At 64.3% G+C, this 24793-nt stretch carries 23 protein-coding genes; 14 read left to right on the top strand and 9 right to left on the bottom strand.

Going from position 1 to position 24793, the window contains the following annotated elements; all coding sequences use genetic code 11:
• Nucleotides 1-159 precede the first annotated feature (159 nt).
• Nucleotides 160-585 (top strand): hypothetical protein, encoded by a 426-nt coding sequence (locus FIU28_RS11585; protein ID WP_143573113.1) that lies wholly within the window; start codon nt 160-162, stop codon nt 583-585.
• 122 nt (nt 586-707) lie between these two features.
• A complete protein-coding gene (locus FIU28_RS11580; protein WP_246660949.1) occupies nt 708-1040 on the top strand; it encodes an SEC-C metal-binding domain-containing protein in 333 nt (110 codons plus the stop codon).
• A 198-nt stretch (nt 1041-1238) separates the two neighbouring features.
• Here the strand turns inward: FIU28_RS11580 and FIU28_RS11575 are convergent, their stop codons facing one another.
• Genes FIU28_RS11575 through FIU28_RS11565 form a run of 3 tightly spaced genes read right to left on the bottom strand, consistent with a single transcriptional unit; the run spans nt 1239 to nt 4779 of the window.
• Nucleotides 1239-2993, bottom strand: coding sequence for an NAD+ synthase (locus tag FIU28_RS11575; RefSeq protein WP_143573111.1), 1755 nt, complete (start codon nt 2991-2993; stop codon nt 1239-1241).
• Between the two features lie 43 nt (nt 2994-3036).
• Nucleotides 3037-3390 (bottom strand): diacylglycerol kinase, encoded by a 354-nt coding sequence (locus tag FIU28_RS11570; RefSeq protein ID WP_143573110.1) that lies wholly within the window; start codon nt 3388-3390, stop codon nt 3037-3039.
• Nucleotides 3391-4779, bottom strand: a complete 1389-nt coding sequence (locus tag FIU28_RS11565) for a class II 3-deoxy-7-phosphoheptulonate synthase (RefSeq protein WP_143573109.1) — start codon at nt 4777-4779, stop codon at nt 3391-3393.
• A gap of 143 nt (nt 4780-4922) precedes the next feature.
• On the opposite strand from FIU28_RS11565, the gene FIU28_RS11560 reads away from it, so the two are divergent.
• Complete coding sequence (locus tag FIU28_RS11560) at nt 4923-5813, top strand: alpha/beta hydrolase family protein (protein WP_143573108.1); 891 nt, start codon at nt 4923-4925, stop codon at nt 5811-5813.
• Between the two features lie 492 nt (nt 5814-6305).
• Here the strand turns inward: FIU28_RS11560 and FIU28_RS26410 are convergent, their stop codons facing one another.
• Both FIU28_RS26410 and FIU28_RS26405 read right to left on the bottom strand, forming a co-directional pair.
• Nucleotides 6306-6971 carry a Crp/Fnr family transcriptional regulator gene (locus FIU28_RS26410; RefSeq protein ID WP_168209943.1) on the bottom strand — a complete coding sequence of 222 codons (666 nt, stop codon included), beginning with the start codon at nt 6969-6971 and terminating at the stop codon, nt 6306-6308.
• A gap of 247 nt (nt 6972-7218) precedes the next feature.
• Nucleotides 7219-7791: a hypothetical protein gene (locus FIU28_RS26405; RefSeq protein WP_168207218.1), complete on the bottom strand. Its 573-nt coding sequence runs from the start codon at nt 7789-7791 to the stop codon at nt 7219-7221.
• A 100-nt stretch (nt 7792-7891) separates the two neighbouring features.
• Between FIU28_RS26405 and FIU28_RS11545 the strand changes: the two genes are divergently transcribed.
• From FIU28_RS11545 to FIU28_RS11535, 3 genes are read left to right on the top strand one after another with little or no spacing between them, the layout of a single operon-like run.
• Nucleotides 7892-9031, top strand: coding sequence for an efflux RND transporter periplasmic adaptor subunit (locus FIU28_RS11545; protein WP_143573105.1), 1140 nt, complete (start codon nt 7892-7894; stop codon nt 9029-9031).
• Nucleotides 9031-12108 (top strand): efflux RND transporter permease subunit, encoded by a 3078-nt coding sequence (locus tag FIU28_RS11540; RefSeq protein ID WP_143573104.1) that lies wholly within the window; start codon nt 9031-9033, stop codon nt 12106-12108. Before FIU28_RS11545 ends, FIU28_RS11540 begins: the two co-directional genes overlap by 1 nt.
• The gene (locus FIU28_RS11535) at nt 12105-12440 is read left to right on the top strand and encodes a DUF3240 family protein (protein WP_143573103.1); all 336 of its coding nucleotides are present in this window, start codon (nt 12105-12107) and stop codon (nt 12438-12440) included. Before FIU28_RS11540 ends, FIU28_RS11535 begins: the two co-directional genes overlap by 4 nt.
• Nucleotides 12441-12503: 63 nt before the next feature.
• On the opposite strand, the gene FIU28_RS11530 is transcribed toward FIU28_RS11535, so the two are convergent.
• The gene (locus FIU28_RS11530) at nt 12504-13754 is read right to left on the bottom strand and encodes an MgtC/SapB family protein (protein WP_143573102.1); all 1251 of its coding nucleotides are present in this window, start codon (nt 13752-13754) and stop codon (nt 12504-12506) included.
• A gap of 110 nt (nt 13755-13864) precedes the next feature.
• On the opposite strand from FIU28_RS11530, the gene FIU28_RS11525 reads away from it, so the two are divergent.
• From FIU28_RS11525 to FIU28_RS11515, 3 genes are all read left to right on the top strand, one after another.
• Entirely contained in the window at nt 13865-14569 is a 705-nt protein-coding gene (locus tag FIU28_RS11525; protein WP_246660948.1) for a hypothetical protein, read from the top strand.
• A 109-nt stretch (nt 14570-14678) separates the two neighbouring features.
• Nucleotides 14679-15242, top strand: coding sequence for a cytochrome b (locus FIU28_RS11520; RefSeq protein WP_143573101.1), 564 nt, complete (start codon nt 14679-14681; stop codon nt 15240-15242).
• A gap of 75 nt (nt 15243-15317) precedes the next feature.
• A complete protein-coding gene (locus FIU28_RS11515) occupies nt 15318-17174 on the top strand; it encodes a heavy metal translocating P-type ATPase (protein WP_143573100.1) in 1857 nt (618 codons plus the stop codon).
• 27 nt (nt 17175-17201) lie between these two features.
• On the opposite strand, the gene gor is transcribed toward FIU28_RS11515, so the two are convergent.
• Genes gor through rpiA form a run of 3 tightly spaced genes read right to left on the bottom strand, consistent with a single transcriptional unit; the run spans nt 17202 to nt 19902 of the window.
• Nucleotides 17202-18587, bottom strand: coding sequence for a glutathione-disulfide reductase (gene gor, locus FIU28_RS11510; protein WP_143573099.1), 1386 nt, complete (start codon nt 18585-18587; stop codon nt 17202-17204).
• A gap of 54 nt (nt 18588-18641) precedes the next feature.
• Nucleotides 18642-19175 carry a DUF2059 domain-containing protein gene (locus FIU28_RS11505; RefSeq protein ID WP_143573098.1) on the bottom strand — a complete coding sequence of 178 codons (534 nt, stop codon included), beginning with the start codon at nt 19173-19175 and terminating at the stop codon, nt 18642-18644.
• A 25-nt stretch (nt 19176-19200) separates the two neighbouring features.
• Nucleotides 19201-19902 (bottom strand): ribose-5-phosphate isomerase RpiA, encoded by a 702-nt coding sequence (gene rpiA, locus FIU28_RS11500; RefSeq protein ID WP_143573097.1) that lies wholly within the window; start codon nt 19900-19902, stop codon nt 19201-19203.
• A 179-nt stretch (nt 19903-20081) separates the two neighbouring features.
• On the opposite strand from rpiA, the gene FIU28_RS11495 reads away from it, so the two are divergent.
• The 5 genes from FIU28_RS11495 to FIU28_RS11475 all read left to right on the top strand — a co-directional run bounded on the left by FIU28_RS11495 (nt 20082) and on the right by FIU28_RS11475 (nt 24713).
• Nucleotides 20082-20765 (top strand): HAD family hydrolase, encoded by a 684-nt coding sequence (locus FIU28_RS11495; protein WP_143573096.1) that lies wholly within the window; start codon nt 20082-20084, stop codon nt 20763-20765.
• A 149-nt stretch (nt 20766-20914) separates the two neighbouring features.
• Nucleotides 20915-21358, top strand: a complete 444-nt coding sequence (locus tag FIU28_RS11490; protein ID WP_143573095.1) for a hypothetical protein — start codon at nt 20915-20917, stop codon at nt 21356-21358.
• A gap of 138 nt (nt 21359-21496) precedes the next feature.
• Nucleotides 21497-22528, top strand: a complete 1032-nt coding sequence (gene moaA / locus FIU28_RS11485) for a GTP 3',8-cyclase MoaA (RefSeq protein WP_143573094.1) — start codon at nt 21497-21499, stop codon at nt 22526-22528.
• Nucleotides 22529-22712: 184 nt separating this feature from the next.
• Entirely contained in the window at nt 22713-23249 is a 537-nt protein-coding gene (locus FIU28_RS11480) for a TRAP transporter small permease subunit (RefSeq protein WP_143573093.1), read from the top strand.
• A gap of 57 nt (nt 23250-23306) precedes the next feature.
• Nucleotides 23307-24713, top strand: a complete 1407-nt coding sequence (locus FIU28_RS11475; RefSeq protein WP_143573092.1) for a TRAP transporter large permease — start codon at nt 23307-23309, stop codon at nt 24711-24713.
• The last annotated feature ends 80 nt before the right edge of the window (nt 24714-24793 follow it).

The raw sequence follows: 24793 nt of genomic DNA, 5'->3' as shown, positions 1-24793 counted from the left end.
GGCAAAGTTCCATCTCGTGCAGGAGGACCAAAGTGGCCAAGCAGAAAAAGCGAAAGGCTAAATACACCAAGCCAGACGACCACTTTTCCGCCGGGCCTTTAGAGTTCGCGCGCTTCGGTCGGGTGGTGATAGGCCGCTCACGGGCAACAAAAGAGCAATTTGAAGCGGCTCAAGCCCAACTGGTGGCTCAGTATCCGATTGCAGTCGCCGAGATCGACGTCCTTGTCGCCGAAATCGCAGCGCAAATTGTCCGCCTTCCCCCCCGACCGTCTGCTTCAACGGGGCTGGTGGGAATATTCTGCGATGATGGTCGGGTTAGTCGGCAGAGATGCGGACGACTCAGACAAGCTCGCAGCAGCGCGGATGGTTGATTATGTACAAAGCGTGATCGTGTCAGTTAAGCCGGAGCAGTACGCCACCGACGTAAGCGAGGAAGATTTGACCAAGCTGCGAGCGAATGTCGAGACATTATTCCGGCGTTTCACTCTCGACTATCAGATGTGCTTGACGGCTCACCGACGGGCTCAAGACCGGCAACTGGATATGCAGCTGGAGGAGTTTCGGTTTCGCGCGGAAACACTCTGATTGAATGTTCGAGGCAAACGCTATCAGCTCCATGAGCGCCAGGCGCTACTTGATGTGCTCGTGCCGCATTCGGACATTCTGTAGAGCGCGCACGTCCGCTGTCATCATATGGTGGAATGGAGATGACTCAGTATGTATGGTCGCCTGACGTACCACACGACATTGAAGGCGCCATAGAACATACGCGCGTCGTCATGCTTGCTGACAACAAGCAAAATCGCCGCCTCGTGGAGTTCGAATACGACAAGGAGGGAAAGCTGTTTGGAGCACATTTTCGCAATGTGAATCTTGCCGGCGTTCCAACGGCTGAAATCGAGCGTCTACGCGCGGAGGGCGGCGCGCTGCAGCAGAGGCGGATTGCCAATGTGCACTCCAAGGGAAAGATTGGCAGGAACGATTACTGCCCCTGTGGTAGCGGAAAGAAGTGGAAAAGATGCCACGGCCAGCGAGCGTAACAACCGCTAAGCCTCAACGGCGGCAAACCGCTTTGCTTGTGTCAACAATTCTCATTCCCGATGCTGGACCGGGCTGTGTCAGCTCTTGAGAACAGCAAACTCGACGACCTTTCTGTCTGCCAGCCTACGCCCATGTTTCGCCAGTTTAGCGTTTCCGTATGCCGAGTAGAGGTCACTCGATATCGACTGGACGTCGCCCTACCCTTCGAACGCCTCGGCCGATCCCTTGCTCGCGTGCGTTACCAGCGTTTCGTCGGCGACCGGCAGCGGCAGGGCCAGATCGCGAAACTTGTTGGTGATCGGATAGCGGCGATCGCGGCCGAAATTGCGCCGCGTGACTTTGACGCCGGGCGCGGCCTGGCGGCGCTTGTATTCGGCGATGTTGAGCAGGCGGTCGATCCGGATCACGACGTCCTTGTCGAAGCCTTCGGCGACGATCACCGACAGCGGCTCCTCGCGCTCGACCAGACGCTCGAGAATGCCGTCGAGAATGTCGTAGGGCGGCAACGAATCCTGGTCGGTCTGGTTCTCGCGCAATTCCGCGGTCGGCGGGCGCACGATGATGTTGACCGGGATCACCTCGCCGTCGGGGCCCAGCGCGCCTTCCGGCTTCCACGAATTGCGCAACGTGCACAGCCGGAACACTTCGGTCTTGTAGATGTCCTTGATCGGGTTGAAGCCGCCATTCATGTCGCCATACAGCGTGGCGTAGCCGACCGACATTTCCGACTTGTTGCCAGTGGTCACGACCATCGCGCCGGTCTTGTTGGAGATCGCCATCAACAGCGTGCCGCGCGTGCGGGCCTGCAGATTCTCTTCGGTGATGTCGCGCGGCAGGCCGGCAAACGTGCCTGACAAAATGCTCTCAAAACCGTTGACCGCCTCCGCGATCGGCAGCACCTCGTAGCGGATGCCGAGCCGCTGCGCGAGATCGGCGGCATCGTCGAGTGATACCTGCGCGGTGAACCGGAACGGCAGCATCACGCCGCGGACGCGGTCGGCGCCGAGCGCATCGACGGCCAAGGCTGCACACAACGCGGAATCGATGCCGCCGGAGACGCCCATCAGCACGCCGGGAAACCCGTTCTTCTGCACGTAGTCGCGAAGGCCCAGCACGCAGGCGGCGTAGTCGCCGGCGTCGCCTTCCAGCACCGGCGCGATCGGGCCGTCGCAGCGCCAGCCGTCCTTGGTTTTCTCGAAGTTCAGCGTGGTGATGCTCTCGGCAAAGCCCGGCAGTTGCGCGCCGAGCGTGCGGTCGGCGTTGAGCACGAAGGACGCGCCGTCGAACACCAGTTCGTCCTGGCCACCGACCTGGTTGAGGTAGACCAGCGGCAGATCGCTTTCCATGACGCGCGCGACCTGCACCGACAGCCGCAAATCGTTCTTGTCGCGCGCATAGGGCGAGCCGTTCGGCACGATCAGGATTTCCGCGCCCGTCTCGGCGAGCGTCTCGACGACGTTCTCGTAATCCTCGGACTCTTCCATCCAGGTGTCTTCGCAGATCGGCACGCCGATCCGCAGCCCGCGGATGGTCATCGGGCCGGATACAGGGCCGCGCGCGAAAACGCGCTTCTCGTCGAACACGCCGTAGTTCGGCAAATTGACCTTGTAGCGGATCGCACTGATGCGGCCTTCGTCGAGCAGCGCGCAGGCGTTGTAGAGCTTGCCGCCGTCGACCCACGGCGAGCCGATCAGCATCGCGGGACCCCCGTCCGACGTCTCGCGCGCCAGTTCCTCGATCGCAGCCCGGCACGCCGCCTGGAACGAGGGCTTCAGCACCAGATCTTCCGGCGGATAGCCGGCGATGAACAGTTCCGGGAATACGATCAGCGCGGCGCCATCGGCCGCGGCCTGCGCACGCGCCGCGCGCGCCATGGCGGCGTTGCCGGCGATGTCGCCCACGGTCGGATTGAGCTGGGCAAGGGTGAGAACGAAGCGCGCGGAATCTGTCATGAAGTGATTTAAGCCCGCGGGCTCACCTTTCGCAATTGCGTGGTCAGTAGAGCCCCATGCGCTCGCCAAGCGCGAACGCCCAGGTCAGCCCGGCGATCACCAGCGCGACACCGACGGCGGCGGAGCCCATGTCTTTCACGGCGCCGATCTGCGGATCGTGCTCTCTGGTGACGCGGTCGGCCAGTTTCTCGATTGCGGTGTTGAGCAGTTCGACGGCAAGCAGCAACAGCACCACCGCCACCATCTCGATGCGGCGCGCCGCCGTGGTGCCGATCAGCAACGCCAGCGGAACCGCGAGGAGTAGTGCGAACAGCTCCTCGCGAATCGCCTGTTCGGAACGGGTGGCAAAGGTCAGCCCGTTCCAGGTGTTGATGCAGGCCCGCCAGAGGCGCGTCACTCAGAGGCCCGACGCGACCGGCATCGGATCTTCCTTGCCGACCCGCGAGGTCTTCAGCAGTTCGGCGATCAGGAACGCCATGTCGATCGACTGCTCGGCGTTCAGGCGGGGGTCGCAGACCGTGTGGTAGCGGTCGTTGAGGTCCTCGTCGGAGATTGAACGCGCCCCGCCGGTGCATTCGGTAACGTTCTGGCCGGTCATCTCCAGATGCACGCCGCCCGGATGGGTGCCTTCGGCGGCATGGATCTGGAAGAACGACTTCACCTCCGAGAGAATGCGGTCGAACGGCCGGGTCTTGTAGCCGGAGTTCGAGGTGATGGTGTTGCCGTGCATCGGATCGCACGACCACACGACCGTGCGCCCTTCCCGCTCGACGGCGCGGATCAGCGCCGGCAAATGATCGCCGATCTTCTCGTGGCCGAAGCGGTTGATCAGCGTCAGCCGGCCCGCCTCGTTTTCGGGGTTGAGTACGTCGATCAGCTTGAGCAATTCATCGGGCTTCAGCGACGGGCCGCACTTCAGGCCGATCGGGTTCTTGATGCCGCGGAAGTATTCGATATGGGCGTGGTCGAGCTGACGCGTGCGGTCGCCGACCCAGATCATGTGGCCGGAGGTCGCGTACCAGTCGCCGGTCATCGAATCGACGCGCGTGAAGGCCTGCTCGTAGCCGAGCAGCAGCGCCTCGTGGCTGGTGTAGAAATCCGTCGCGCGCAGTTCCGGATGGCTTTCCAGGTTGAGGCCACAGGCGCGCATGAAATTCAGCGCGTCCGAGATCCGGTCGGCCAGCTCCTTGTAGCGCCGCGACTGCTGCGAATCCTTCAGGAAACCGAGCATCCACTGGTGCACGCTGCCGAGATTGGCGAAGCCGCCAGTGGCGAACGCGCGCAGCAGGTTCAGCGTCGCCGCCGACTGCCGGTAGGCCATCAGCTGGCGCATCGGATCCGGCACGCGGGATTGCGCCGTGAAGGCGTTGTCGTTGACGATATCGCCGCGGTAGCTCGGCAATTCGACGTCCCCGATCTTCTCCATCGGCGAGGAGCGCGGCTTGGCGAACTGGCCGGCGATGCGGCCGACCTTTACCACCGGCACGGCACCGGCATAGGTCAGCACCACCGCCATCTGCAGCAGCACGCGGAAGAAATCGCGGATGTTGTTGGCGCCGTGTTCGGCGAAGCTCTCGGCACAGTCGCCGCCCTGCAGCAGGAACGCCTCGCCCTTTGCGACTCGGGCCAGTGCCTTCTTCAGATTGCGCGCCTCACCGGCAAATACCAGCGGCGGAAAAGTCGCCAGTTGCGCCTCGACGTCGCCCAGCGCCTTCAGATCCGGATAGGCCGGCATCTGCTGCACAGGCTTGTTGCGCCAGCTATCGGGCGTCCACCGCTCTGCCATCACTTTAAACTCCTGAAAACCGCGCCATCCGCAGGCAGCGGAGCCGCGTTATACACAGGGTTCCCAGGGATCACCAGACAGAAATCCGGCTTGCGCGATAACCCCTTGCAGCCAATGTCGAATTCGACTTTGCTGAGATCATTATGACGAAGGCGAATTTCAAGGCGGCAACGGACGACGTGTTTGCCGACGATATACGTTTGCCGGCCGCCGACGGATTTCTGCTGGGCGCAACGCTGTATCTGCCGCGCGGCGCCAGGTCCCATGCGGTGCTCATCAATTCCGCGACCGCGGTGCCACGCCGGATCTATCGCGGCTTTGCCAGCTACCTCGCCAGCCGCGGCTGCGCGGTGCTGACCTATGATTACCGCGGCACCGGGGATTCCCGGCCAAAATCGCTGGCCGGCTTTCAGGCCACGATGGCCGACTGGGCCGCGCTCGACGTCAGCGCGGCGGTCGACTGGATGCGGGCGCGCTACCCGGCGATGCCGCTCGGCTTTGTCGGCCACTCGTTCGGCGGCCAGGCGCTGGGGTTGATCCCGAACAATGCCGAGGTGTCGCGGGCGTTACTGGTGGCGGCGCAGGCCGGCACCTGGCGGCTGATGAGCTCGCCGGAGCGTTACCGGGTCTACGCGCTGCTGGCATGCGTCGGGGTGCCGCTGACCCACGCATTGGGCTATGCGCCGGGCCGCGTCGGGCTCGGGCTCGATTTGCCGAAGGGCGTATTTCTGGAGTGGGCGAGGTGGGTCGCCTCCGACCGCTACTTCTTCGACGACAGCCGGTTGCGCGCGCTGGCGAACTTTCCGCGCTACCGCGGCGCGTTGCGGGCGCTCAGTTTTTCCGACGATCCCTGGGCAACCGAAGCCGCCGTCGAGATGCTGTGCGCCGGTTTCACCTCGATCCGCCCCGATATCCACGTCATTGCCCCGGCGGAAGCCGGGGCCAGGAAGATCGGCCATTTCGGCTTTTTCCGTCCGCAGCACCGCGACACACTATGGCGCGGTGCCGCGGAGTGGATTCAGAAGAGCGACTGACGCCGCGCAGAACCGTGCCGCCGATCCGTCATTTGATGTGGTGCGCGAGCTTCTAGCCTGACGGGTGGCCGAGACCGCGGATCCAGCCGCGGAGAACCGCTGACTTCATCGGGTCCTCTGCCGTTGGCGCTGCCAGCGGCACGGCATGGGGACAGCCGGCGCAGCCGGGAAATTCGTAAAGACAGAACTCCAGACACGCGGCGCCCGGGGTCCGGTCTGCGACCATATCGAACCGACATGGGCGCAGTAGTATATCGCACTGCAGCATGATGTTCGCCCCCCGGGTCAAGCGAGCACTCGGCATTCTCCGCGACGGGATGACCTTGTGCGGCGCTAAGATGCGGTATCATGCGAATTCCGAAGGCGGTTTGCTGTACGATAGTGCTCATGCCGCAGGAAGTTTTCGCGCTCCTCGTCGAGCAAAATCCAGGCTGATTGCAACGACCGTCATTCCGGGCAGGAGCGTTTGGGCGCCGTCCGGATGCTGCAGAATTAACCGATCGAATGCGGCCAGGGGCTGCCCAGCAAACGCTGGTAATTGTCCTGGACGGCCTTGTGACATTCGCAGGCCAGTCGCCCAAGAGCGACCGGATCCGTGATGCGAAGTTGACCTCGGACATAGCTGATCGACCCGGCGCGCTGCATCGCACTCGCAATCTCGGTCACGCTAGCGCGGCGCACGCCGATCATGGAGGCGAGATAGTCCTGGGTCAGCGGCAGTTCGTCTCCGGCAAGATCTCTCATTCTCAAGATCCAGCGCGCCATTCGCGCTTCGATCGAATGTCGCGCGTTGCAGGCGGCCGTCTGCTGAACATCGGCAACCAGAAATTGCTCGTGCGACGCGAGCAGATTGAGCACGGCAGGATACTCGCTGGCAATCCGGCGCAATGGCGCGCGATCGATCACGGAGGCCTCTCCAGATACCTGGACAAGGATCTTGTTGATGGAAGTCCTGTGATCCATCGCCTGTGGCGCGCCGACGACACCATCCCGTCCGACCATGAACGTCTGAACCAGCGCCCCGTCGTCGAGTTCGACCATGAACGAGATGATCCCGGAGTGGGGGAAATGCACGTTGCTGATGTTACCGCCGGGCTCGGCAAGGACGTCTCCCTGGTTCAACCGAACAATTTTCAAATGCTGGTTCAGCGCGGTCATTCCACCTTCAGGGAGCATCTGCAGAAGTCGGTTGTTGTTTGTCATTTCGCCGGCCGATCTGAGTTTGAAGCAGCTGGGTATGAACGCACGATGGCTTGTAACCGGCAAGTGCTTTCGAGGTCGGGGTCCTTGACATGGATTCTGGACATGACAAAAGGTCGCCTTGGTGGAACCACCCGTGAATACGCCGCCGTAAACGTCGGGACGAGCGAGTGGAGTTTGAACCACTCGCGATTCTTGATTTGCATCAACCATCGCTGCCGCGATAGGTGCGACATTCAGCCATGATCCATTCAAGCCCCTTGAGGGCACCATGAATGCCATGAGGCGCATTTCGACGGTCGCGCTTACGCTTATTTGCCTGTCGGTCATGCTGCGACCGGGTTTTGCCTTCGGCGGCTTGGCGCAGGATCGCTGGAAGCCTGCTCATCTCGAACATCTGCCGCCCGGCATCCGCGCCATCTTGCAGAAATGGGAGACGGTATGCGGCGGATCGATCGCCGCCTCGCAGCAGTTCGCGCTGTATCTCACGATACCCGGCGGCGAACTCGTGGCCCTTCACTACGATGATTTTCGTTGCGGCAATCAATCGGCCCAATGCACCGCCAAAGGATGCCTGCATGAAGTTTATATGGCGAGCAACGGGCACTATCGTCGGGTGCTTGCCGTGCATGCCCGCGATATTCGACTGCTTCGCGATCAGGCCGCGGCGCGGGTCGAGATCTCCGGCGTGAATGGCGAGACCACGGCGTTGCGATGGAACGGCCATCGATTCGTCGAGTGACGACAACACCGGACCATGGCAACGAGCGTCGAACACCAGACAGGGGTCGTCCGCAGGACGGACTGTTGATATAGGATTGGCGCCGAGAGCCAGTCCACGCCGCTTTCTTCGCTGGATCTACCCATATGGAGCATTGATGCCGAGTCCCCGTCAGGCGCGCTCGTACACGCACTTCCGGCCCAGCCTCACTCGAGCTTTGCTGATGGTCGCGCTCGTCGGCGTGCCGTCGCTGTCGTGGGCTGAGGAGGAGGTCAAGGTCAACGCCGCGCAGATGCAGACCCTCGGCATTCGTGTGGTGCACCCGATCTCGAGCCGGAGCGACCTCACACTGCCCTACCCCGCCCAGATCGTGATCCCGATGCCGCAATTGTGGGTCGTGAGTACGCCCGTGTCCGGGATGGTCACCAGCCTGGCGATTGCGCGGGGCGACCGGGTCGATGCCGGCCAGCCGCTGGTGAACCTCGAGAGCCCGAGCTTTGTGTCGCTGCAACGCGAATATCTACAGGCCTTTTCGCAGGAAGTGCTGGCCGCGCAGCAACTCAAGCGAAACACCGAATTGTTCGACGGCAAGGCCGTGCCGCAACGCGTGCTGGAGACCAGCCAGGCGGAAGCCCGGCAGGCCAGCATCGCCGTGGCCGAGAAGCGGCAGATGCTTCGGCTCAGCGGACTTTCAGACGCCGCGATTGCGCGGCTGACCAGCGAAACGGCGATAGTCGCGACCATGTCGGTTGCCGCGCGCCAGCAGGCGACGGTGATCGACATTCTGGTTTCTCCGGGCCAACGCATCGAGCAGGCCGCGCCGCTGGTCAAGCTCGCGCGCCTCTCGGTGCTCTGGGCCGAGATTGCCATTCCGGCGTCGAACATCCATGCCATCCGGCCGGGCGCCCGCGTGGAAATCGAAGGCTATGCGGTACCGGGCAAGGTCATCCTGGTGTCGGAGACGACGGATTCCGCGACCCAGACCGTGCTGGTGCGCGCCGAGGTGCCGAATTCCGGCGAATTGCGGCCCGGACAGACGGCCGCGGTACGCATCGGGTTCATTTCCGTCGGTGAGAGTGCCTGGGAAATTCCCTACAGCGCGCTGGTCCGGCGCGGCGACAAGGCGTCGGTCTTTGTCGCCATCGAAGGCGGTTTTCGCCTGCTGCCGGTGACGCTCATTGCCGAGGATCAGGAACACGTCGTGATCTCCGGCGTGATCTCCGACAAGGATGAAGTCGCCGTCAGCGGTACAGCGGCGCTTCGCGGAATCCTGCTGCGGCTCGGAGCCAGCGAGTAATGCTGGAGCGCCTGGTTGCTTTCGCGCTGTCGCAGCGCCTGTTCGTCGCCTTGAGCGTATTGCTGCTGATCGGCGCCGGCGCCGTGCTGCTGCCGACTTTGCCGATCGACGCCTTCCCGGACGTCTCGCCGGTTCAGGTCAAGGTGATCATGAAGGCGCCGGGTCTTACCCCGGAGGAGGTCGAGCAGCGCATCACGGTGCCGATCGAGCTTGAGCTGTTGGGACTGCCCAACAAAAAGATTCTCCGCACCACGACCAAATATGCACTGGCCGACATCACCGTCGATTTCGAGGACGGCACCGATATCTATTGGGCGCGCAACCAGGTTTCCGAACGGCTGGCCAACATCACGCGCGACCTGCCGGAAGGCGTGACCGGCGGCCTCGCGCCGATCACCAGCCCGCTAGGCGAGATGTTCATGTTCACCATCGACAGTCCCGAGCTGTCGCTGGCGGAACGCCGGACGCTGCTCGACTGGACCATCCGTCCGGCGCTTCGCACCGTTCCGGGGGTCGCCGACGTCAACTCGCTGGGCGGTCACGTCCGGGCCTTCGAGATCGTGCCGCTCAACGACGCGCTGGCCGCGCGCGGCATTTCGTCGGAGGTGTTCCGGCGCGCCATCGAGACCAACAGCCGCAATGACGGCGCCGGCCGCGTCAACCAGGGCGAAGACAGTGCCCTCGTCCGCATCGAGGGCAGCATTCGCTCCATCGACGACATCAAGGCCATCGTGGTCGATACCAGGGATGGCATTCCGATCCGCGTCAACGATGTCGCCCGCGTCGAGGTCGGCGCGCTGACGCGCTATGGCGCGGTCACGATCGATGGCCGCGGCGAAACCGTCGAGGGGCTGGTGCTCGGCCTGCGCGGCGCCAATGCCGGACAACTGGTCAAGGACGTCCGACAGCGCCTGCAGGAGTTGGCGCCGTCGCTGCCCAAGAGCGTGACCATCAATGTGTTCTACGACCGGAGCCGGCTGGTCGGCCGTGCCGTCGGCACCGTGGTGCGTGCGCTGGGCGAAGCCACGGTGCTGGTGATCGTGCTGCTGCTGCTGTTTCTCGGCAACTGGCGCGCCTCGCTGATCATTGCCTTCAGCCTGCCGCTGGCGATCATGATCGCGCTGATCGTGATGCGCCTGGTCGGTATGTCGGCCAATCTGATGAGCCTGGGCGGTCTTGCCATCGCGATCGGCATGCTGATCGACGCGTTGGTAGTGGTCGTCGAGAACATCGTCGGCAATCTCAGTACGGATCAGGAAGGCAAGGCGACGCCGCTGATCCATATCGTGTACCGCTCGGTATGCGAGGTGCTGGAGCCGGTCGCCACCGGCGTGATGATCATCATCATCGTGTTCGTGCCGCTGCTGGCGCTGCAGGGGCTCGAGGGCAAGCTGTTCATCCCGGTGGCGCTGGCGATCATCTTTGCGCTGGCGGCCTCGCTGGTGCTGGCCCTCACCGTGCTGCCGGTCGCGGCGTCGTTTTTTCTCAAGGCAACGCCGCACCGCGACCCCTGGCTGATCCGCCAGGCGTCGCGGGCCTATGCACCGGCGCTGGCCTGGGCGCTCGGCAATGAACGCAAGGTGATGGGGGCGGCCGTGGTGGCCCTGGTCGCGGCGGGCGTGGCCTACACCCAGCTCGGCAAGACCTTCATGCCGACGATGGACGAAGGCGATATCATCATCAGCGTCGAGGCCATCCCGTCGATCAATCTCGATCAGTCGGTGGCGATCAACGGCAAGCTGCAGGCCGCCATTCTGGCGCGGGTCCCCGACATCGCGGGGATCATCGCGCGCACCGGATCGGACGAGCTCGGCCTCGATCCGATGGGCCCGAACCAGACCGACACCTTTCTGATCCTGAAGCCGGCCAATGAGCGCCAGACGGCCGACAAGGCCGCCCTGCTCCAAGAGCTCCGACACGTATTGGCAGACTTTCCGGGGCTGTCGCTCAGCTTCACCCAGCCGATCGACATGCGGGTCCAGGAGATGATCAGCGGCGTGCGCGGCGACGTCGCGGTAAAGATCTTCGGGCCGGACGTTGCCAAGCTTAACGAGATCGCCAGCGCCCTTTCGACGCTGCTGTCGGGCATCGACGGCGCCGAGGACGTCTATACGACGCTGAACGAAGGCGCGCAGTACTACACGGTCGCGGTCAACCGGCTGGAGGCCGGCCGCCTCGGTCTGGCGGTGGACGCGATTGCCGCCTCGCTGCGCACCCAGATCGAAGGCCGCACCATCGGCACCGCGCTGGAGCCGGGACGGCGCACGCCGATCCTGGTGCGCGGCAGCGAGGCGACCCGCGAGGCGCCGTCGATGCTGGCCAGCCTGCCGCTGACGCTGGCGTCCGGACAGCATGTGGCGTTGTCGCAGGTGGCCCGCATCCATCGGGTAGACGGCCCCGTCAAGATCGATCGCGAAGACGGCGGCCGGATGAGCGTCGTGCGCTCCAACGTCCGCGGGCGCGACATGGTCGGCTTCGTGCTGGCCGCGCAGCAGAAGGTGGCGGCCGAGCTGAAGCTGCCGCCGGGCTATCGTCTGACCTGGGGCGGACAGTTCGAAAACCAGCAACGCGCCGCCGCGCGTCTGTCGGTCGTCGTCCCCGTCGCCATCGGGCTGATCTTCGTGCTGCTGTTCACCACCTTCGGCTCGATCCGGCAGGCGCTGATGGTGCTGGTCAACATTCCCTTCGCGCTGATCGGCGGGGTCTTTGCGCTGGTGCTGACCGGCGAATATCTGTCGGTGCCGGCGTCGGTCGGTTTCATCGCGCTGCTCGGCATCGCCGTGCTGAACGGCGTCGTGCTGGTGTCCTACTTCAACCAGTTGCGCGCGCGCGGCGTGGCCGAGCCTCGCATCGTCGTGGAAGGCGCACAGCGCCGGCTGCGACCGGTGCTGATGACCGCCAGCATTACCGCGCTGGGCCTGGTCCCGCTGCTGTTCGCGACCGGCCCCGGATCCGAAATCCAGAAGCCGCTGGCCATCGTGGTGATCGGCGGCCTGCTGTCCTCGACCGTACTGACCCTGATCCTGCTGCCGATTCTCTATCGCCGGTTCGGCGGTGCTGCGAGGAAGATCGCATGACGGCTGAATCTGTCTGCCTGACATTGGTCGCCGCCCGCAGGCGGCGCGACGAGTTGTTCGACTTTCTCAGCGCGCAGCGCGATCTGGTCGCGGGATTTTCCGCCTCGGACTGTGCCGGCTTCGGCCCGACGGTGCGCCTGCCCTCGGCGCCCGAGCAGGTCAAAGGCCATGCCGACCAGGTCCTGCTGCGTCTCATTATGGAAAAGCCGCAGGCTGATCTGTTATTATCCCGGATCAAGACCGCATTCGCAGGAACCCGGCTGGTCTACTGGATCATGCCGGTAACGGAGTTCGGCATCTTGGATGACCGCGGTCCTGAAGCGGACCATTGAGCCGTGCGGTCAGGTTGATCGTCCGTATCAGGCCCGCGAAGGCAGCGATAAGCCCCGGCTTGATCAACCGGCAAAAAAGCCACCGAACGCGCCCGCCCAGGCCGCAAGGGCAACCAGGAACAATCCCGGTATCACGCGAACAGCAAACGCCAACGTGCCACTTGTCGCGGCCAGCACGACTTTGGTGATCGTATTGGTCGAAAAGGCGGCAAGGATCGGCAGCAGCGCGTCCGATGCCGCAAGCTTGCCCGAGGCGACCAGCGCGGCGACCGAGATCGCCGCCGAATGCGTATCGGCAAATCCTGCCATGGCCGCCGCGAAGATGATGCCGTTTTCGCCGAACCGGTCCTGCAACGCGGCGGAAGCGAGCAGAATGACCGACAGCGTGATCGCAAAAATGAGCGCCGTCCGGAGACTGAAGGCGCGGCCTGTCTGCGGATCGGCTTCGGTGTTGCCGCGCAGCGCCAGCACGGTGAATATCGCGCCATAAACGCCCGCCGCTACCCCCGCGCAGCCCAGCGGGACGGACAGCGCTGCGAGGGTTGCCATGCTGGTGCTGGCGAGAACGAGTGCCATCTGAACGACCGTGGCCACCGTGGACAAGACAGCGCCGGCCACCGCCGCGGCGACGATGTTCTCCGCCTTGGCAGCGCGTGTGCCCATCGCCCCAATCGTTGCGGCGCTGGAAATAAACCCCGAAGCGAGGCCGGCCGCGGGAAGTCCAAAACGGCTGCCGAGAACGCGCACCGCGACATAGCCCGCGGCGCCGATCGCCATGATGAGAATCACGATCAGCCAGATCGCATGCGGATTCAACGCCCCATAGGGCCCCATCGGACGGTTCGGTACGAGCGGCAGGACGATCAGCGTCGCCGCTGCGAGGATCAGCGCGTCGCGCATCTCCGCCTCGGTGAGGACACGGCTGACAAATCGATGAAGATGGGATTTGATCGCCAGCAAAATCGCCAGGGCGACGGCAACGCCGCCCGCCAGCACCGGATTCTGAATCGAAAGTCCGCCCAGCATGACCGTGACCGCGAGCGCGAGTTCGGTCGTCAGTCCGGGGTCTTTGGTATTGCCACGCCAATAGGCGATGGCCACGAGCGCCAACACGCCGGCCGTCGTGACAGCCAGCATCATCACGCCGCCGACGACGACGCTGACCGCGCCGGCCAGCGAACCGACGGCAAAGGTTCTGATACCGGCCGGCGAGCGGGACGCCCCGGATCCCTTGCGACGTTCCCGCTCGACGCCAATCAGCAGGCCGATTCCGAGTGCTGCGCCCAGCTTTAAAACAAGGGGATCGATAGCCATGCTCCTGCGAGGACGAACGCCGCGTGCCAGACGTCAGGGTGCGTGGCTATCACAGCCCCGTCAACTCAAGAATGGGCTGTCGCCGCTGGAGGGGATGGCCGACGTCGATCATGGCCAGCATGACGGCTTTCGACAGGCCGCTCATCGATGCGGTTGGCATGCCTATCCGCATTGGCAGCTCGTACGGTGAGGAGCCATGCTATGCATGTGCTGGCGAAGCCTCAATCCGGAACGCACTGGTGGTCATGACAGACGTCTCCCGCGATCATCGCATCGAACTGCGGTTCGACAAGATCGCACAGATATTTCATACGCTCGATCCGTTTCCGTTTCGGGAGCGTGACCTCGATCGCGAGGCGGAAGACTACATCGTCGGCTGGGCCGGTGAATTGTCGACCGATCGTGCGCTGCGAATCGTCATTCACCTTCCCGAGATCGAGGCGAAGACCCGCGCGGCTCAGGAACTGGGGGCCGCCTTCGATCGCTACTTTGCCGACCGTGGCCATTCCGTGCAGCGCGAGATCAAGGAGCTGTTCCGGGTCGGTCGTCGCTCGCTCGGCATCGGAATTACTGTGCTGGTGACATGTCTGGCGCTGGCGCATGTCGTCGGGGGCTACCTGACCAGTAGCCCGTTCGGTCGCCTGGTCGAGGAGAGCTTCCTCCTTCTGGGCTGGGTCGCCAATTGGCGGCCCCTCGAAATATTTCTCTACGATTGGGTACCTCTGGCGCGACGGCGCGATTTGTATCGCAGGCTTTCGGCAGCCATGGTGGACCTTCAACCCTATGCCGATGCGGAAACCGCACGGCAGCACTAAGCCGCCGAACCGCGTCGCACCCGCCCGTCGCGGAAACTCCCGCGCACTTGTTTGACCCACGTCAATGGCAGCGGCGAGACGCAGAATAGAATGTTTGCAGAGGTGCATCATGCGTTTTCGAAACACCAACGCGGATTACGGCGCGGTGTCGCAAACACTGCATTGGCTGACGGTCGTTTTCGTCGCGCTCGCATGGCTGTCGGGAATTGCAGGTGACGAGCTCCCCGCGGGCGCGCAGAAGTCCGGCCTTTTCATACATATTTCTACCGGACTGGCCATTCTGGCGTTGATGGCCGCGCGGCTGGCCTGGCGGGGGATCGATCAAATGCCCTCGGCAGAAGCCGCCGACCATGCTTCCGCGATGTCGCGGTGGCTGGAGCTGGCCGCGCGTCTGGCGCATGTCGGACTTTATGTCCTGCTGATCGCGGTGCCGGTGATCGGCATTGTCCTGCAGTTTGCGCGCGGCGAGCCCCTGCCCCTGTTCGGGCTGACGGAAATTACGTCGCCATGGCTGAAGGACCGGGCGTTCGCGCACAACGTCAAAGAGCTGCACGAAATCGCCGCGCATGGGCTCGTCCTTCTGGCCGCACTCCACGGCAGCGCGGCGATCGCGCACCACTGGATTTTCCGGGACCGTACCCTCGCTCGAATGCTCCCGCATCTCACCAAGTAAGCGTGCGGCCCTCGCCGGGCAGTGGCGGACGCCGCAGCAGCGATGCCGATGGCGGTCGTCGAGAGGTCGTTTGAAATGCCTGCCCGCTTCATGATGCGTTCGTTGCTGGTTCTGCTGCCGGCGTTCGGCCTGGCGCTCGGCTTCGCGCTGCCGCTGCTCGGACCGGGGCCGTGGCAGGACCGCGCCTTCGCTGCCTTCACAATTCCGGTGCTGGTCGTCCTGTCCTACGACATCGTCGCAAGCCTGCGGCGCGGCGAAGTCGGGCTCGATATCGTCGCCCTGCTTTCGATGGTCGCAGCCCTCTTTGTCGGAGAGGAACTCGCCGCGGTGGTGGTGGCGTTGATGTATGCCGGCGGGCAGTTTCTCGAAGCCTACGCCGAACGCCACGCCCGGCGCGAGATGACCGCGCTGCTGGCACGGGTCCCTCGAACCGCCGTCCGCCACCGCAACGGCGGCCTGGAAGAAGTCGCGCTGGAGCTGATCATCCCCGGCGACCGGCTGTTGATCCGGCAGGGCGACGTCGTCCCGGTCGATGGCGTGGTGACGAGCGGACTGGCGGTGCTGGATCAATCCGCGCTGACCGGGGAGCCGATCCCGGTCCAGCAGAACGCCGGCGAGGCGGTGATGAGCGGGTCCACCAACGCCGGCGAGGCGTTCGATCTCGATGTGTCGCGCCGTGCGGCCGAAAGCACCTATGCCAGCATCGTGCGCCTGGTTGAAGGAGCGCAGCGCTCCAAGGCGCCGATGTCGCGGCTCGCCGATCGCTTTGCGCTGGTCTTCCTGGCGGTCACCCTGCTGATCGCCGGGCTGGCGTGGTTCTTCACCGGCGATCCGGTGCGAGGGGTCGCCGTGCTGGTGATCGCGACGCCCTGCCCCCTGATTCTCGCCGTGCCGGTCGCCATCGTGTCCGGCCTGTCCCGGGCGGCCCGACACGGCATTTTGATCAAGGGCGGCAAGGTGATCGAGGCGCTGGCGCGCATTCATTCCCTGGTGCTCGACAAGACCGGCACGCTGACCGACGGCCGCGCCAAGGTCGTGGCGGTGGACGTCGTTGCGGACATCGATGCCGACGAGATATTGCGGCTCGCGGCCTCGCTCGATCAGGCGTCGAAGCACATCATCGCCCAGACCATCGTCGCCGAGGCCCGGAACCGGCAGCTCAGGCTGGCGATCCCGTCCGACGTCGTCGAGACGCCGGGCGAAGGCGTCCACGGTGGGGTGAACGGACGATCGGTCGTGGTCGGCGGCATCGCCTTCGTGATGTCGAGATTGCCACCCGGCACGCCAAGCCCGCACCGTTCCGACGCCGTTGCCGGCGGCGTCATCGTCGCCGTCGCCGTCGATGGTCGCCTGGTCGGCGAGATCAGGCTGGCGGATCAACTGAGGTCGGGCACGCAGGACTTGCTGCAGCAATTGAGAACGCTGGGCGTGCAGCGGATCGTCCTGGCCACCGGCGATCGGCCCGAGGTCGCCAACGCCATTGTCGCAGGTCTTGGATTCGACGCCGTGCGCGCAGGGTTGACGCCCGACCAGAAAGTCCTGGTCGTGCTGTCCGAGCGAAAGAACGGTCCGGTCATGATGGTCGGCGACGGCGTCAACGATGCCCCGGCGCTGGCTGCGGCCGATGTCGGCGTCTCGATGGGCGCAAGAGGCGCGGCCGCCTCCGCCGAGGCGGCCGACGTCGTCATCCTGGTCGATCACCTCGACCGTATCGTGCCGGCGATGGAGATCGCCCGCCGCTCCCGCGCCATCGCATTGCAAGGCGTGTTCGCCGGCATGGGGCTGTCGATGATCGGCATGGTGGTCGCGGCGTTCGGCTTCCTCACCCCGGTGGAGGGGGCGCTGATCCAGGAAGCCATCGACATCGCCGTCATCCTGAACGCGCTGCGCGCCCTGGGCGACGGGCAGGCCGCCGGAAATCAGAACCAGTAGCGCGCGTGCCGAGGCGGCGGCGGTGACCTACTCCGCCGCCTCGCGCACATAACGCGCGGTCGGCGTCCGCATCGTCACCAGTTCTTCGGCGGCGCTGGGGTGCACGGCGACGGTGGCGTCGAAATCGGCCTTGGTGGCTTTCATCTTGATGCAGATGCCGAGCACCTGGATCAGTTCGGCAGCCTCGTGGCCGACGAGATGGCAGCCGACCACGATATCGGTAGTGGCATCGACGATCAGCTTCATCAGCACGCGGCTTTCGCTGCCCGACAGCGTCGCCTTGATCGGCTTGAAATTGGTCATGTAGACGTCGACATGGCTGAACTGCGCGCGGGCCTCGGCTTCCGTAAGGCCCACGGTGCCGACTTCCGGCTGCGAGAATACTGCGGTGGGGATGTTGCTGTAGTCGACCTTGACCGAACGCTTGCCGAACACCGTATCGGCAAAGGCATGGCCCTCGCGGATCGCCACCGGCGTCAGATTGATGCGGTGGGTTACGTCGCCGATGGCGTAGATGTGCGGCACGTTGGTCTGGCAGAATTCGTTGACTGCGATGCCGCCATTGGCCGGGTTGATGGCCACGCCGGCCTTCTCCAGCCCCATATTGGCAACGGCCGGATGGCGTCCGATCGCGAACAGCACCTGGTCGGACGCAATGCTCGCGCCGTCCGACAGATGCGAGGTGAATTCGTCGCCGTGCTTGTCGATCTTGGTGACGGTGCAGCCGGTGAGAATCGTGATGCCCTGCTTCTCCATCTCGGCCCGCAAATGCTTGCGGACGTCCTCGTCGAAGCCGCGCAGGATGTTGTCGCCGCGATAGACCAGCGTGACGTCGGAGCCGAAGCCGGCAAAGATGCAGGCGAATTCGAGCGCGATGTAGCCGCCGCCCTGGATCACAATGCGCTTCGGCAGCTGCGGCAGGTCGAACACCTCGTTCGACGAGATGACATGCTCGATTCCCGGAAAGATCGGGCCGTGATTCGGCGCGCCGCCGGTGGCGATCAGGATATGGGCCGCGCGCACGAGGTCGCCATTGGTCAGGCGCAGCGTATGCGGATCCTCGAACACCGCGCGGGTCTTCAGCGTGGTGGCGCCCGATCTGTCGACATTGGCGGTGTAGATGCCCTCCAGCCGCGCGATTTCCTTGTCCTTGTTGGCGCGAAACGTCGGCCAGTCGAAGCTTGCCGCAGGAATCGTCCAGCCGAAGCCGGCGGCGTCGGCGATGTCCTTGTGGATATGCGAGGCATAGACCATCAGCTTCTTCGGAACGCAGCCGCGGATCACGCAGGTGCCGCCGAACCGGTACTCCTCCGCCACCGTGACCCGTGCGCCATAGCCGGCGGCGATTCGCGCGGCGCGCACGCCGCCCGAACCGCCACCAATGACAAACAGATCGACGTCGAAGTCAGACATGAGCCGCCCCAAAGTTTCGGGCGAGCGCCCCAAGCGCTCGCCCTGTTTCCTGCCTTAGATTTCCTTGCCGCGCTTGCGCATCTCGGCGCGGAACTGGCCGTTGATCTCTTCAGAAAAATTCTTCGCCCAGTTCTGCATATAGGCCATGCTGGACTGGATCGACTTCGGCTCCTGCACCAGGAGCTTCTGGCCGAGCGCCGACTTGTAGAACACAACGAGGTCTTTCAATTCGGCTTCGGTGAAGTCGCTGGCATAGATCTTCGCCATCTGCTCGCTGATCTCGTTTTCGCGACCGGCCAGCTTCTGCGCCACCACGACGGCGACCTCGTTGAGGTCCTTCTGGTAGTTGAGATTGTTCTGCAGCACCGAATCCTTGACCCGCTGCACCATGTTCGACACGGCGCCGGCATACATCGCGCTGGCGTTCTTCATCACCAGGATTTCCTTGGCGTAGCCGATCGCCGCCGGGGTTGCCGGCTTCAGCGGGGCCGGCGTCGCCGCGGGCGCCTGCGCATAGGCCGGCATCGCGGGGCCGGCGAGGCCGAGCGCGAGGCCGAGCGCCAGCAGCATGTTGGAACGGTTGGTCATGGTCGATTCTCCGTGGGTTGCGGCGTCAGGGCCGCTTAAATGTGCGAATGCCGTTTGATCCTGCCAGCATGGCGATACTGGCGAGGCCAATAAAAAGCCCGTGCTCGACGACGCCCGGGATCGCGCCGAGCAGCCCTGCGAGGCGCGGCGCGTCGGAAATCTGCCCGAGCCGGGCATCGATGATCCAGTGGCCCCCATCGGTGACAAAAGCATGGCCGGAGCCGTCCTGGCGGACCGCCATCTCGCCGGACAGGCCGCAGGCGCCGAACACGCCTGCGATGGCGCGCCTGGTCGCCGCTAGTCCGAACGGGATCACCTCGATCGGCAGCGGGAAGCGGCCGAGCACCTCGACCCATTTGGAATCGTCGGCAATGACGATCATGCGGTCGGAGGCAGCCGCCACGATCTTCTCGCGCAGCAGGGCGCCGCCGCCGCCTTTGATCAAATTGAGGTTGGCGTCGATCTCGTCGGCGCCGTCGACGGTCAGGTCGAGCCGGTCGATAGCGTCCAGCGTGGTCAGCGGCACGCCGCAGCTTTCCGCCTGCGCGCGGGTGGCCTCCGAGGTCGGCACACCGATCACCTTCAGTCCGGTCTGCGCGATTCGCGCGCCGAGCAGGTCGACGAAGTGCTTGGCGGTCGAGCCGGTGCCCAGCCCAAGCTTCATGCCGTCCTGGACGTGCTCCAGCGCCTGCGCCGCCGCCTGCCGCTTCAATTCATCCATGGTCATGCTGGGCCGGGTCCTGCGCTTCATTCGGTGCCGTACGGCGATCCGCCTATCTAGCGACGTTTGGCGGCGAGGAACAGGGCGGCTGGTGGGCTTTCCCACCTGTTGGCCTGTGGCGTCCTGAACCTCACCCGCCGATTCAGGACTTGCGCCGCAGCGGCGCCGCCGCTAGCGATCCCCGCATGAGTGATTTCTCCCTGGTCATCTTCGATCTCGACGGCACGCTGGTGGACACCGCGCCCGATCTGATCAGCGCATTGAACTGGGTGCTGGCCCGCGAGGGCCTGGCGCCGGTGCCGCTGGAATCCGCCCGCAAGATGATCGGCCAGGGCGCGCGCCGGCTGATCGAGCGCGGGCTGGAGGCCGAAGGCCGCGAGATGGGCGTGGCCGACGTGACCCGCCTGACCTCCGACTTCATCGATTATTACGCCGAACACATCGCCGACGATTCGCGGCCGTTCGACGGGCTGATCGCCGCCCTCGACGAAATGGAGGCTTCGGGCCACCGCTTCGCGGTCTGCACCAACAAGCTGGAATGGCTGTCCCGACGGCTGCTCGAGCAGCTCGAACTGACGTCACGCTTTGCGGCGATCTGCGGCGCCGACACGTTCGGCGTCTCCAAACCCGATCCGGTGATCCTGCAGCAGACGGTGGCGAAAGCCGGCGGCCGGATGTCGTCGGTGGTCATGGTCGGCGATGCCGGCCCGGACATCGGCGTGGCGCGCCGTGCCGGGGTACCGGTCATCGGCGTCGAATTCGGCTATACCGACGTGCCGATCGCCGATCTGAAGCCGGATCTGCTGATCGGCCATTTCCGCGACCTGCCGGCCGCGGTCAGCCGGCTGCTGCCCGGAAAGAGTTTTTAACCGGTTGATGTTGCTGAATGTTTCAAAACCGTTCGGCCGCACATTAACCATTGCTTAACTATCCCCGCCCGGGCGGTTGCACGGCAAAGCCCGGACTTCTATTGTCGGGCATGGGGACTGCGGCCAGCCGCGAAAGAAACGGACAGACCATGCGTCGAGTTATTGTATTAGCGGCAGCAAGCCTCAGCCTCGCTGGCTGCGCCTCGTTTTCCATGGATGGCTTCAAATCGTCGCCGGTGCCGGTCACCGTGCAATTCGATTCGGTGCCGCCCGGCGCCGACGTCGTGACCTCGGTCGGCCCGGGCTGCAAGACGCCCTGCTCGCTCCCGATCGCCACCGAAACCGGTTTCACCGCGACCTTCAATCTGGCGAAGTACCAGCCAGTCACCGTGCCAGTCACCGTGACCAAGGTCCCCGGCGACTTCACCACGGCCGCCACCACCGTCGTCGATCCGAGCCCGGTGGTCGCCGAATTGCAGCCGATGACGCCGCCGCGCCGCGCCGCCCGCAAGGCCGCCAAGAAGCGCGCCGCGCCCGCGCCGGCCGCTGCCGCGCCCGCCGAGGGTTCGCCGTTCCCGGCGCCGGCCCGTTAAGTTCCAGTATCCAGTTCGATTTCTGTAACGCCCCGGCACGATTGTGCCGGGGCGTTTGCGTGACTACATTGAGCCACCGGCAGGCGTGCCGGACTTCTTCAAGATGCTGGTTTAAAAGCAGCGACAGGACTCGATGGCATGGCTGTATCCGCACTGACACCGTCCAAGGCGGGTTCCGCGATGATCGATCCGTTCGGCCGGACCATCGACTATCTGCGCGTCTCCGTCACCGACCGCTGCGACCTGCGTTGTTTCTACTGCATGTCGGAAGACATGACCTTCCTGCCCAAGGCCGACCTGCTGACGCTGGAAGAGCTCGACCGTCTGTGCTCGGCCTTCATCGACAAGGGTGTCACCAAGCTGCGCCTCACCGGCGGCGAGCCGCTGGTCCGCCGCAACCTGATGTCGCTGGTGCGTTCGCTGTCGCGGCACCTCAGGACGGGCGCGCTGCGCGAGCTGACCCTGACCACCAACGGTTCGCTGCTTTCGAAATATGCCCAGGAACTGGCCGATTGCGGCGTCAAGCGCATCAACGTTTCGATGGACACGCTCGACCCCGACAAATTCCGCGCCATCACCCGCTGGGGCGACCTTTCCAAGGTTCTGGCCGGCATCGACGCGGCGCAGGCGGCGGGCCTGGCCGTGAAGATCAACGCAGTGGCGCTGAAGGGCCTCAATGAGGAAGAAATCCCCTCGCTGATGCAGTGGTGCCACGGCCGCGACATGGCGCTGACCCTGATCGAGGTGATGCCGATGGGCGAGATCGGCGAAGGCCGCATCGACCAGTACGTGCCGCTGTCGCTGCTGCGCGGCAGGCTCGCCACCAACTTCACGCTGACCGACCTTCCCGACGACACCGGCGGCCCTGCCCGTTACGTCCGCGTCAGTGAGACCGGCGGCAAGCTCGGCTTCATTACGCCGATGACCCATAATTTCTGCGAATCCTGCAACCGCGTCCGCATCACCTGCACCGGCACGATCCACACCTGCCTCGGCCACGAGGATGCCTCCGATCTGCGCAAGCCGCTGCGCGCCTCGCCGGACGATGCGCTGCTCAGCGCAACCATCGACCGCGCCATCGGCACCAAGCCGAAGGGCCACGACTTCATCATCGACCGCCGCCACAACCGGCCCAGCGTGAGCCGGCACATGAGCGTCACCGGGGGATAGTCCTCCCGGCTCCCCCTCCCCCGCTACCAGACCCCCGCCGTCAATCTGCCGAATTACCAATTGACGGACGACCGAGGCGCTGAAATGGTGCCGCCGCATCACGTGGACGCAGCGCAAAAGGCTGCCCTTTCTCGATGAGAAAGCCGAAATCCACGGGTGCGGGACGGGTTCAAGGGGAAGAGTAGTGGACGTACTCAAAATCACGCGCGTGATCGACCAGCTCAGCGATGCCTTCGGGTTCATCGCCAAATGGCTGGTACTGCTTGCCTGCCTGGTCAGCGCCGGCAACGCCACGATCCGCTATCTGTTCAACTACTCGTCGAACGGCTGGCTCGAGATCCAGTGGTACATGTTTGCCGGGATCGTGTTTCTCGGCGCGTCGCAAACCTTGCGGCTCAACGAACATGTCCGCGTCGATCTGGTGTACTCCGCAGTCTCCGACCGCGCCCGGCTGTGGATCGATATCATCGGCATCATCTGCTTCCTGCTGCCGGCGATGATCTATCTGTTGTATTTGACCACACCGTTCTTCCTCAATTCATGGCGCCTGCAGGAGACCTCCAGCAATGCCGGCGGCCTGATCCTGTGGCCGGTCAAGATGATCCTGCCGCTCGGCTTCCTGCTGCTGCTGCTGCAGGGCCTGGCCGAACTCGCCAAGCGGATCGCGGGGCTCGCCGGCATCGTCAAGATCGACACCCATTACGAAGCGCCGCTGCAATAAAGCGGCCGTTTCTCCGACCTTTTGACCACGACACTTTTTAGCAGTCAGGACCATCCGATGTTTTCCTACGGCGTGATGCCCCCGCTGATGTTCGGCACCATGATCACGTTCATGCTGATCGGATTCCCGGTGGCGTTTTCGCTGGCCGCCGTCGGCCTGTTCTTCGGCATCGTCGGCATCGCGACCAGCCATTTCGATCCGTCGTTCCTGCAAGCGTTGCCGTTCCGCTTCTACGGCACCATCTCCAACGACCTCTTGCTATCGATCCCGTTCTTCACCTTCATGGGTGCGATCCTCGAGCGCTGCGGCCTCGCCGAGGACCTGCTGGAAGGCACCGGGCAATTGTTCGGCAAGATCCCCGGCGGCCTTGCCTATGCCGTCATCATCGTCGGCGCCATTCTCGGCGCCATCACCGGCACGGTCGCAGCCTCGGTGATCGCGATGGGCATGATCTCGCTCCCGATCATGATCCGCTACGGCTACGACATGAAGGTCGCCACCGGTGTGATCGCGGCGTCCGGCACCATCACGCAGCTGATCCCGCCCTCGCTGGTGCTGATCGTGCTGGCCGACCAGCTCGGCCGCTCGGTCGGCGACATGTATCTAGGCGCCATCGGCCCCTCGATCCTGCAGGTCGTGATCTTCATCCTCTACATCATGGTGCTGTCGTTCCTGCGGCCGAACTCGATGCCGCCGCTGCCGGCCGATGTGCGCGAGCCCTTGAACTGGAAGCTGGTCAGCCGCGTGCTGTGGGGCATGATCCCCTCGATCGTGCTGATCTTCCTGGTGCTTGGCACCATCGGCATGGGCTTGGCCACGCCGACCGAAGCCGGCGCGATGGGCGCGGTCGGCGCCATGGTGCTGGCCGCTTTGCACCGCCGCCTGACCTGGCCGCTGGTCGAGCAGGCGATGACCTCGACGATGCGGCTGACCTCGATGGTGGTGTTCATCCTGATCGGCTCGACCTGCTTCAGCCTCGTCTTCCAGGGCATGGACGGCGCGCGCTGGATCGAGCACCTGCTCACGGGTCTTCCCGGCGGCGCGCTCGGCTTCCTGATATTCGTCAACATCTTCGTGTTCTTCCTGGCGTTCTTCCTCGACTTCTTCGAGATCGCTTTCATCATCATCCCGCTGCTCGCCCCCGTCGCCAGCAAGCTCGGCATCGACCTCGTCTGGTTCGGCGTGCTGCTCTGCGTCAACATGCAGACCTCGTTCATGCATCCGCCGTTCGGCTTCGCGCTGTTTTATCTCCGCGGCATCGCACCGCCGGTGGTGAAGAGCCGCGACATCTATTGGGGCGCGATGCCGTGGGTCGCGATGCAGATCATCCTGGTGATCATCGTGATCTGGTGGCCCGGGCTCGTCACCTACTGGATCGACACGTCGGTGGTCGACACCACCAACGTCAAGATCGAAATCCCGCAGATCGAGATGCCGGCGCTGGACTTCGGGCCGAGTAAGTAGCTGGCTACGTGTCGGATCCGACACGTATTCACAACACTGTTATTACGCCTGTCGCTCTCCTTGCCTCCGTCATCTGGGCG

It is taken from the genome of Tardiphaga sp. vice154, from assembly GCF_007018645.1.
GTDB lineage: Bacteria > Pseudomonadota > Alphaproteobacteria > Rhizobiales > Xanthobacteraceae > Tardiphaga.
This window is presented reverse-complemented; position numbering and strand designations above follow the sequence as displayed.

What these genes read in the sequence shown, in the direction of transcription:
- FIU28_RS11525 (WP_246660948.1), top strand. Translation starts at nt 13,865, where the DNA reads ATGGCCAGCATGACGGCTTTCGACAGGCCGCTCATCGATGCGGTTGGC.
- FIU28_RS11475 (WP_143573092.1), top strand. Translation starts at nt 23,307, where the DNA reads ATGTTTTCCTACGGCGTGATGCCCCCGCTGATGTTCGGCACCATGATC.
- FIU28_RS11515 (WP_143573100.1), top strand. Translation starts at nt 15,318, where the DNA reads ATGCCTGCCCGCTTCATGATGCGTTCGTTGCTGGTTCTGCTGCCGGCG.
- FIU28_RS11540 (WP_143573104.1), top strand. Translation starts at nt 9,031, where the DNA reads ATGCTGGAGCGCCTGGTTGCTTTCGCGCTGTCGCAGCGCCTGTTCGTC.
- gor (WP_143573099.1), bottom strand. Translation starts at nt 18,587, where the DNA reads ATGTCTGACTTCGACGTCGATCTGTTTGTCATTGGTGGCGGTTCGGGC.
- FIU28_RS26410 (WP_168209943.1), bottom strand. Translation starts at nt 6,971, where the DNA reads ATGACCGCGCTGAACCAGCATTTGAAAATTGTTCGGTTGAACCAGGGA.
- rpiA (WP_143573097.1), bottom strand. Translation starts at nt 19,902, where the DNA reads ATGACCATGGATGAATTGAAGCGGCAGGCGGCGGCGCAGGCGCTGGAG.
- FIU28_RS11575 (WP_143573111.1), bottom strand. Translation starts at nt 2,993, where the DNA reads ATGACAGATTCCGCGCGCTTCGTTCTCACCCTTGCCCAGCTCAATCCG.
- FIU28_RS11495 (WP_143573096.1), top strand. Translation starts at nt 20,082, where the DNA reads ATGAGTGATTTCTCCCTGGTCATCTTCGATCTCGACGGCACGCTGGTG.
- FIU28_RS11560 (WP_143573108.1), top strand. Translation starts at nt 4,923, where the DNA reads ATGACGAAGGCGAATTTCAAGGCGGCAACGGACGACGTGTTTGCCGAC.
- FIU28_RS11520 (WP_143573101.1), top strand. Translation starts at nt 14,679, where the DNA reads ATGCGTTTTCGAAACACCAACGCGGATTACGGCGCGGTGTCGCAAACA.
- FIU28_RS11530 (WP_143573102.1), bottom strand. Translation starts at nt 13,754, where the DNA reads ATGGCTATCGATCCCCTTGTTTTAAAGCTGGGCGCAGCACTCGGAATC.
- moaA (WP_143573094.1), top strand. Translation starts at nt 21,497, where the DNA reads ATGGCTGTATCCGCACTGACACCGTCCAAGGCGGGTTCCGCGATGATC.
- FIU28_RS11490 (WP_143573095.1), top strand. Translation starts at nt 20,915, where the DNA reads ATGCGTCGAGTTATTGTATTAGCGGCAGCAAGCCTCAGCCTCGCTGGC.
- FIU28_RS11505 (WP_143573098.1), bottom strand. Translation starts at nt 19,175, where the DNA reads ATGACCAACCGTTCCAACATGCTGCTGGCGCTCGGCCTCGCGCTCGGC.
- FIU28_RS11580 (WP_246660949.1), top strand. Translation starts at nt 708, where the DNA reads ATGACTCAGTATGTATGGTCGCCTGACGTACCACACGACATTGAAGGC.
- FIU28_RS11535 (WP_143573103.1), top strand. Translation starts at nt 12,105, where the DNA reads ATGACGGCTGAATCTGTCTGCCTGACATTGGTCGCCGCCCGCAGGCGG.
- FIU28_RS11545 (WP_143573105.1), top strand. Translation starts at nt 7,892, where the DNA reads ATGCCGAGTCCCCGTCAGGCGCGCTCGTACACGCACTTCCGGCCCAGC.
- FIU28_RS11565 (WP_143573109.1), bottom strand. Translation starts at nt 4,779, where the DNA reads ATGGCAGAGCGGTGGACGCCCGATAGCTGGCGCAACAAGCCTGTGCAG.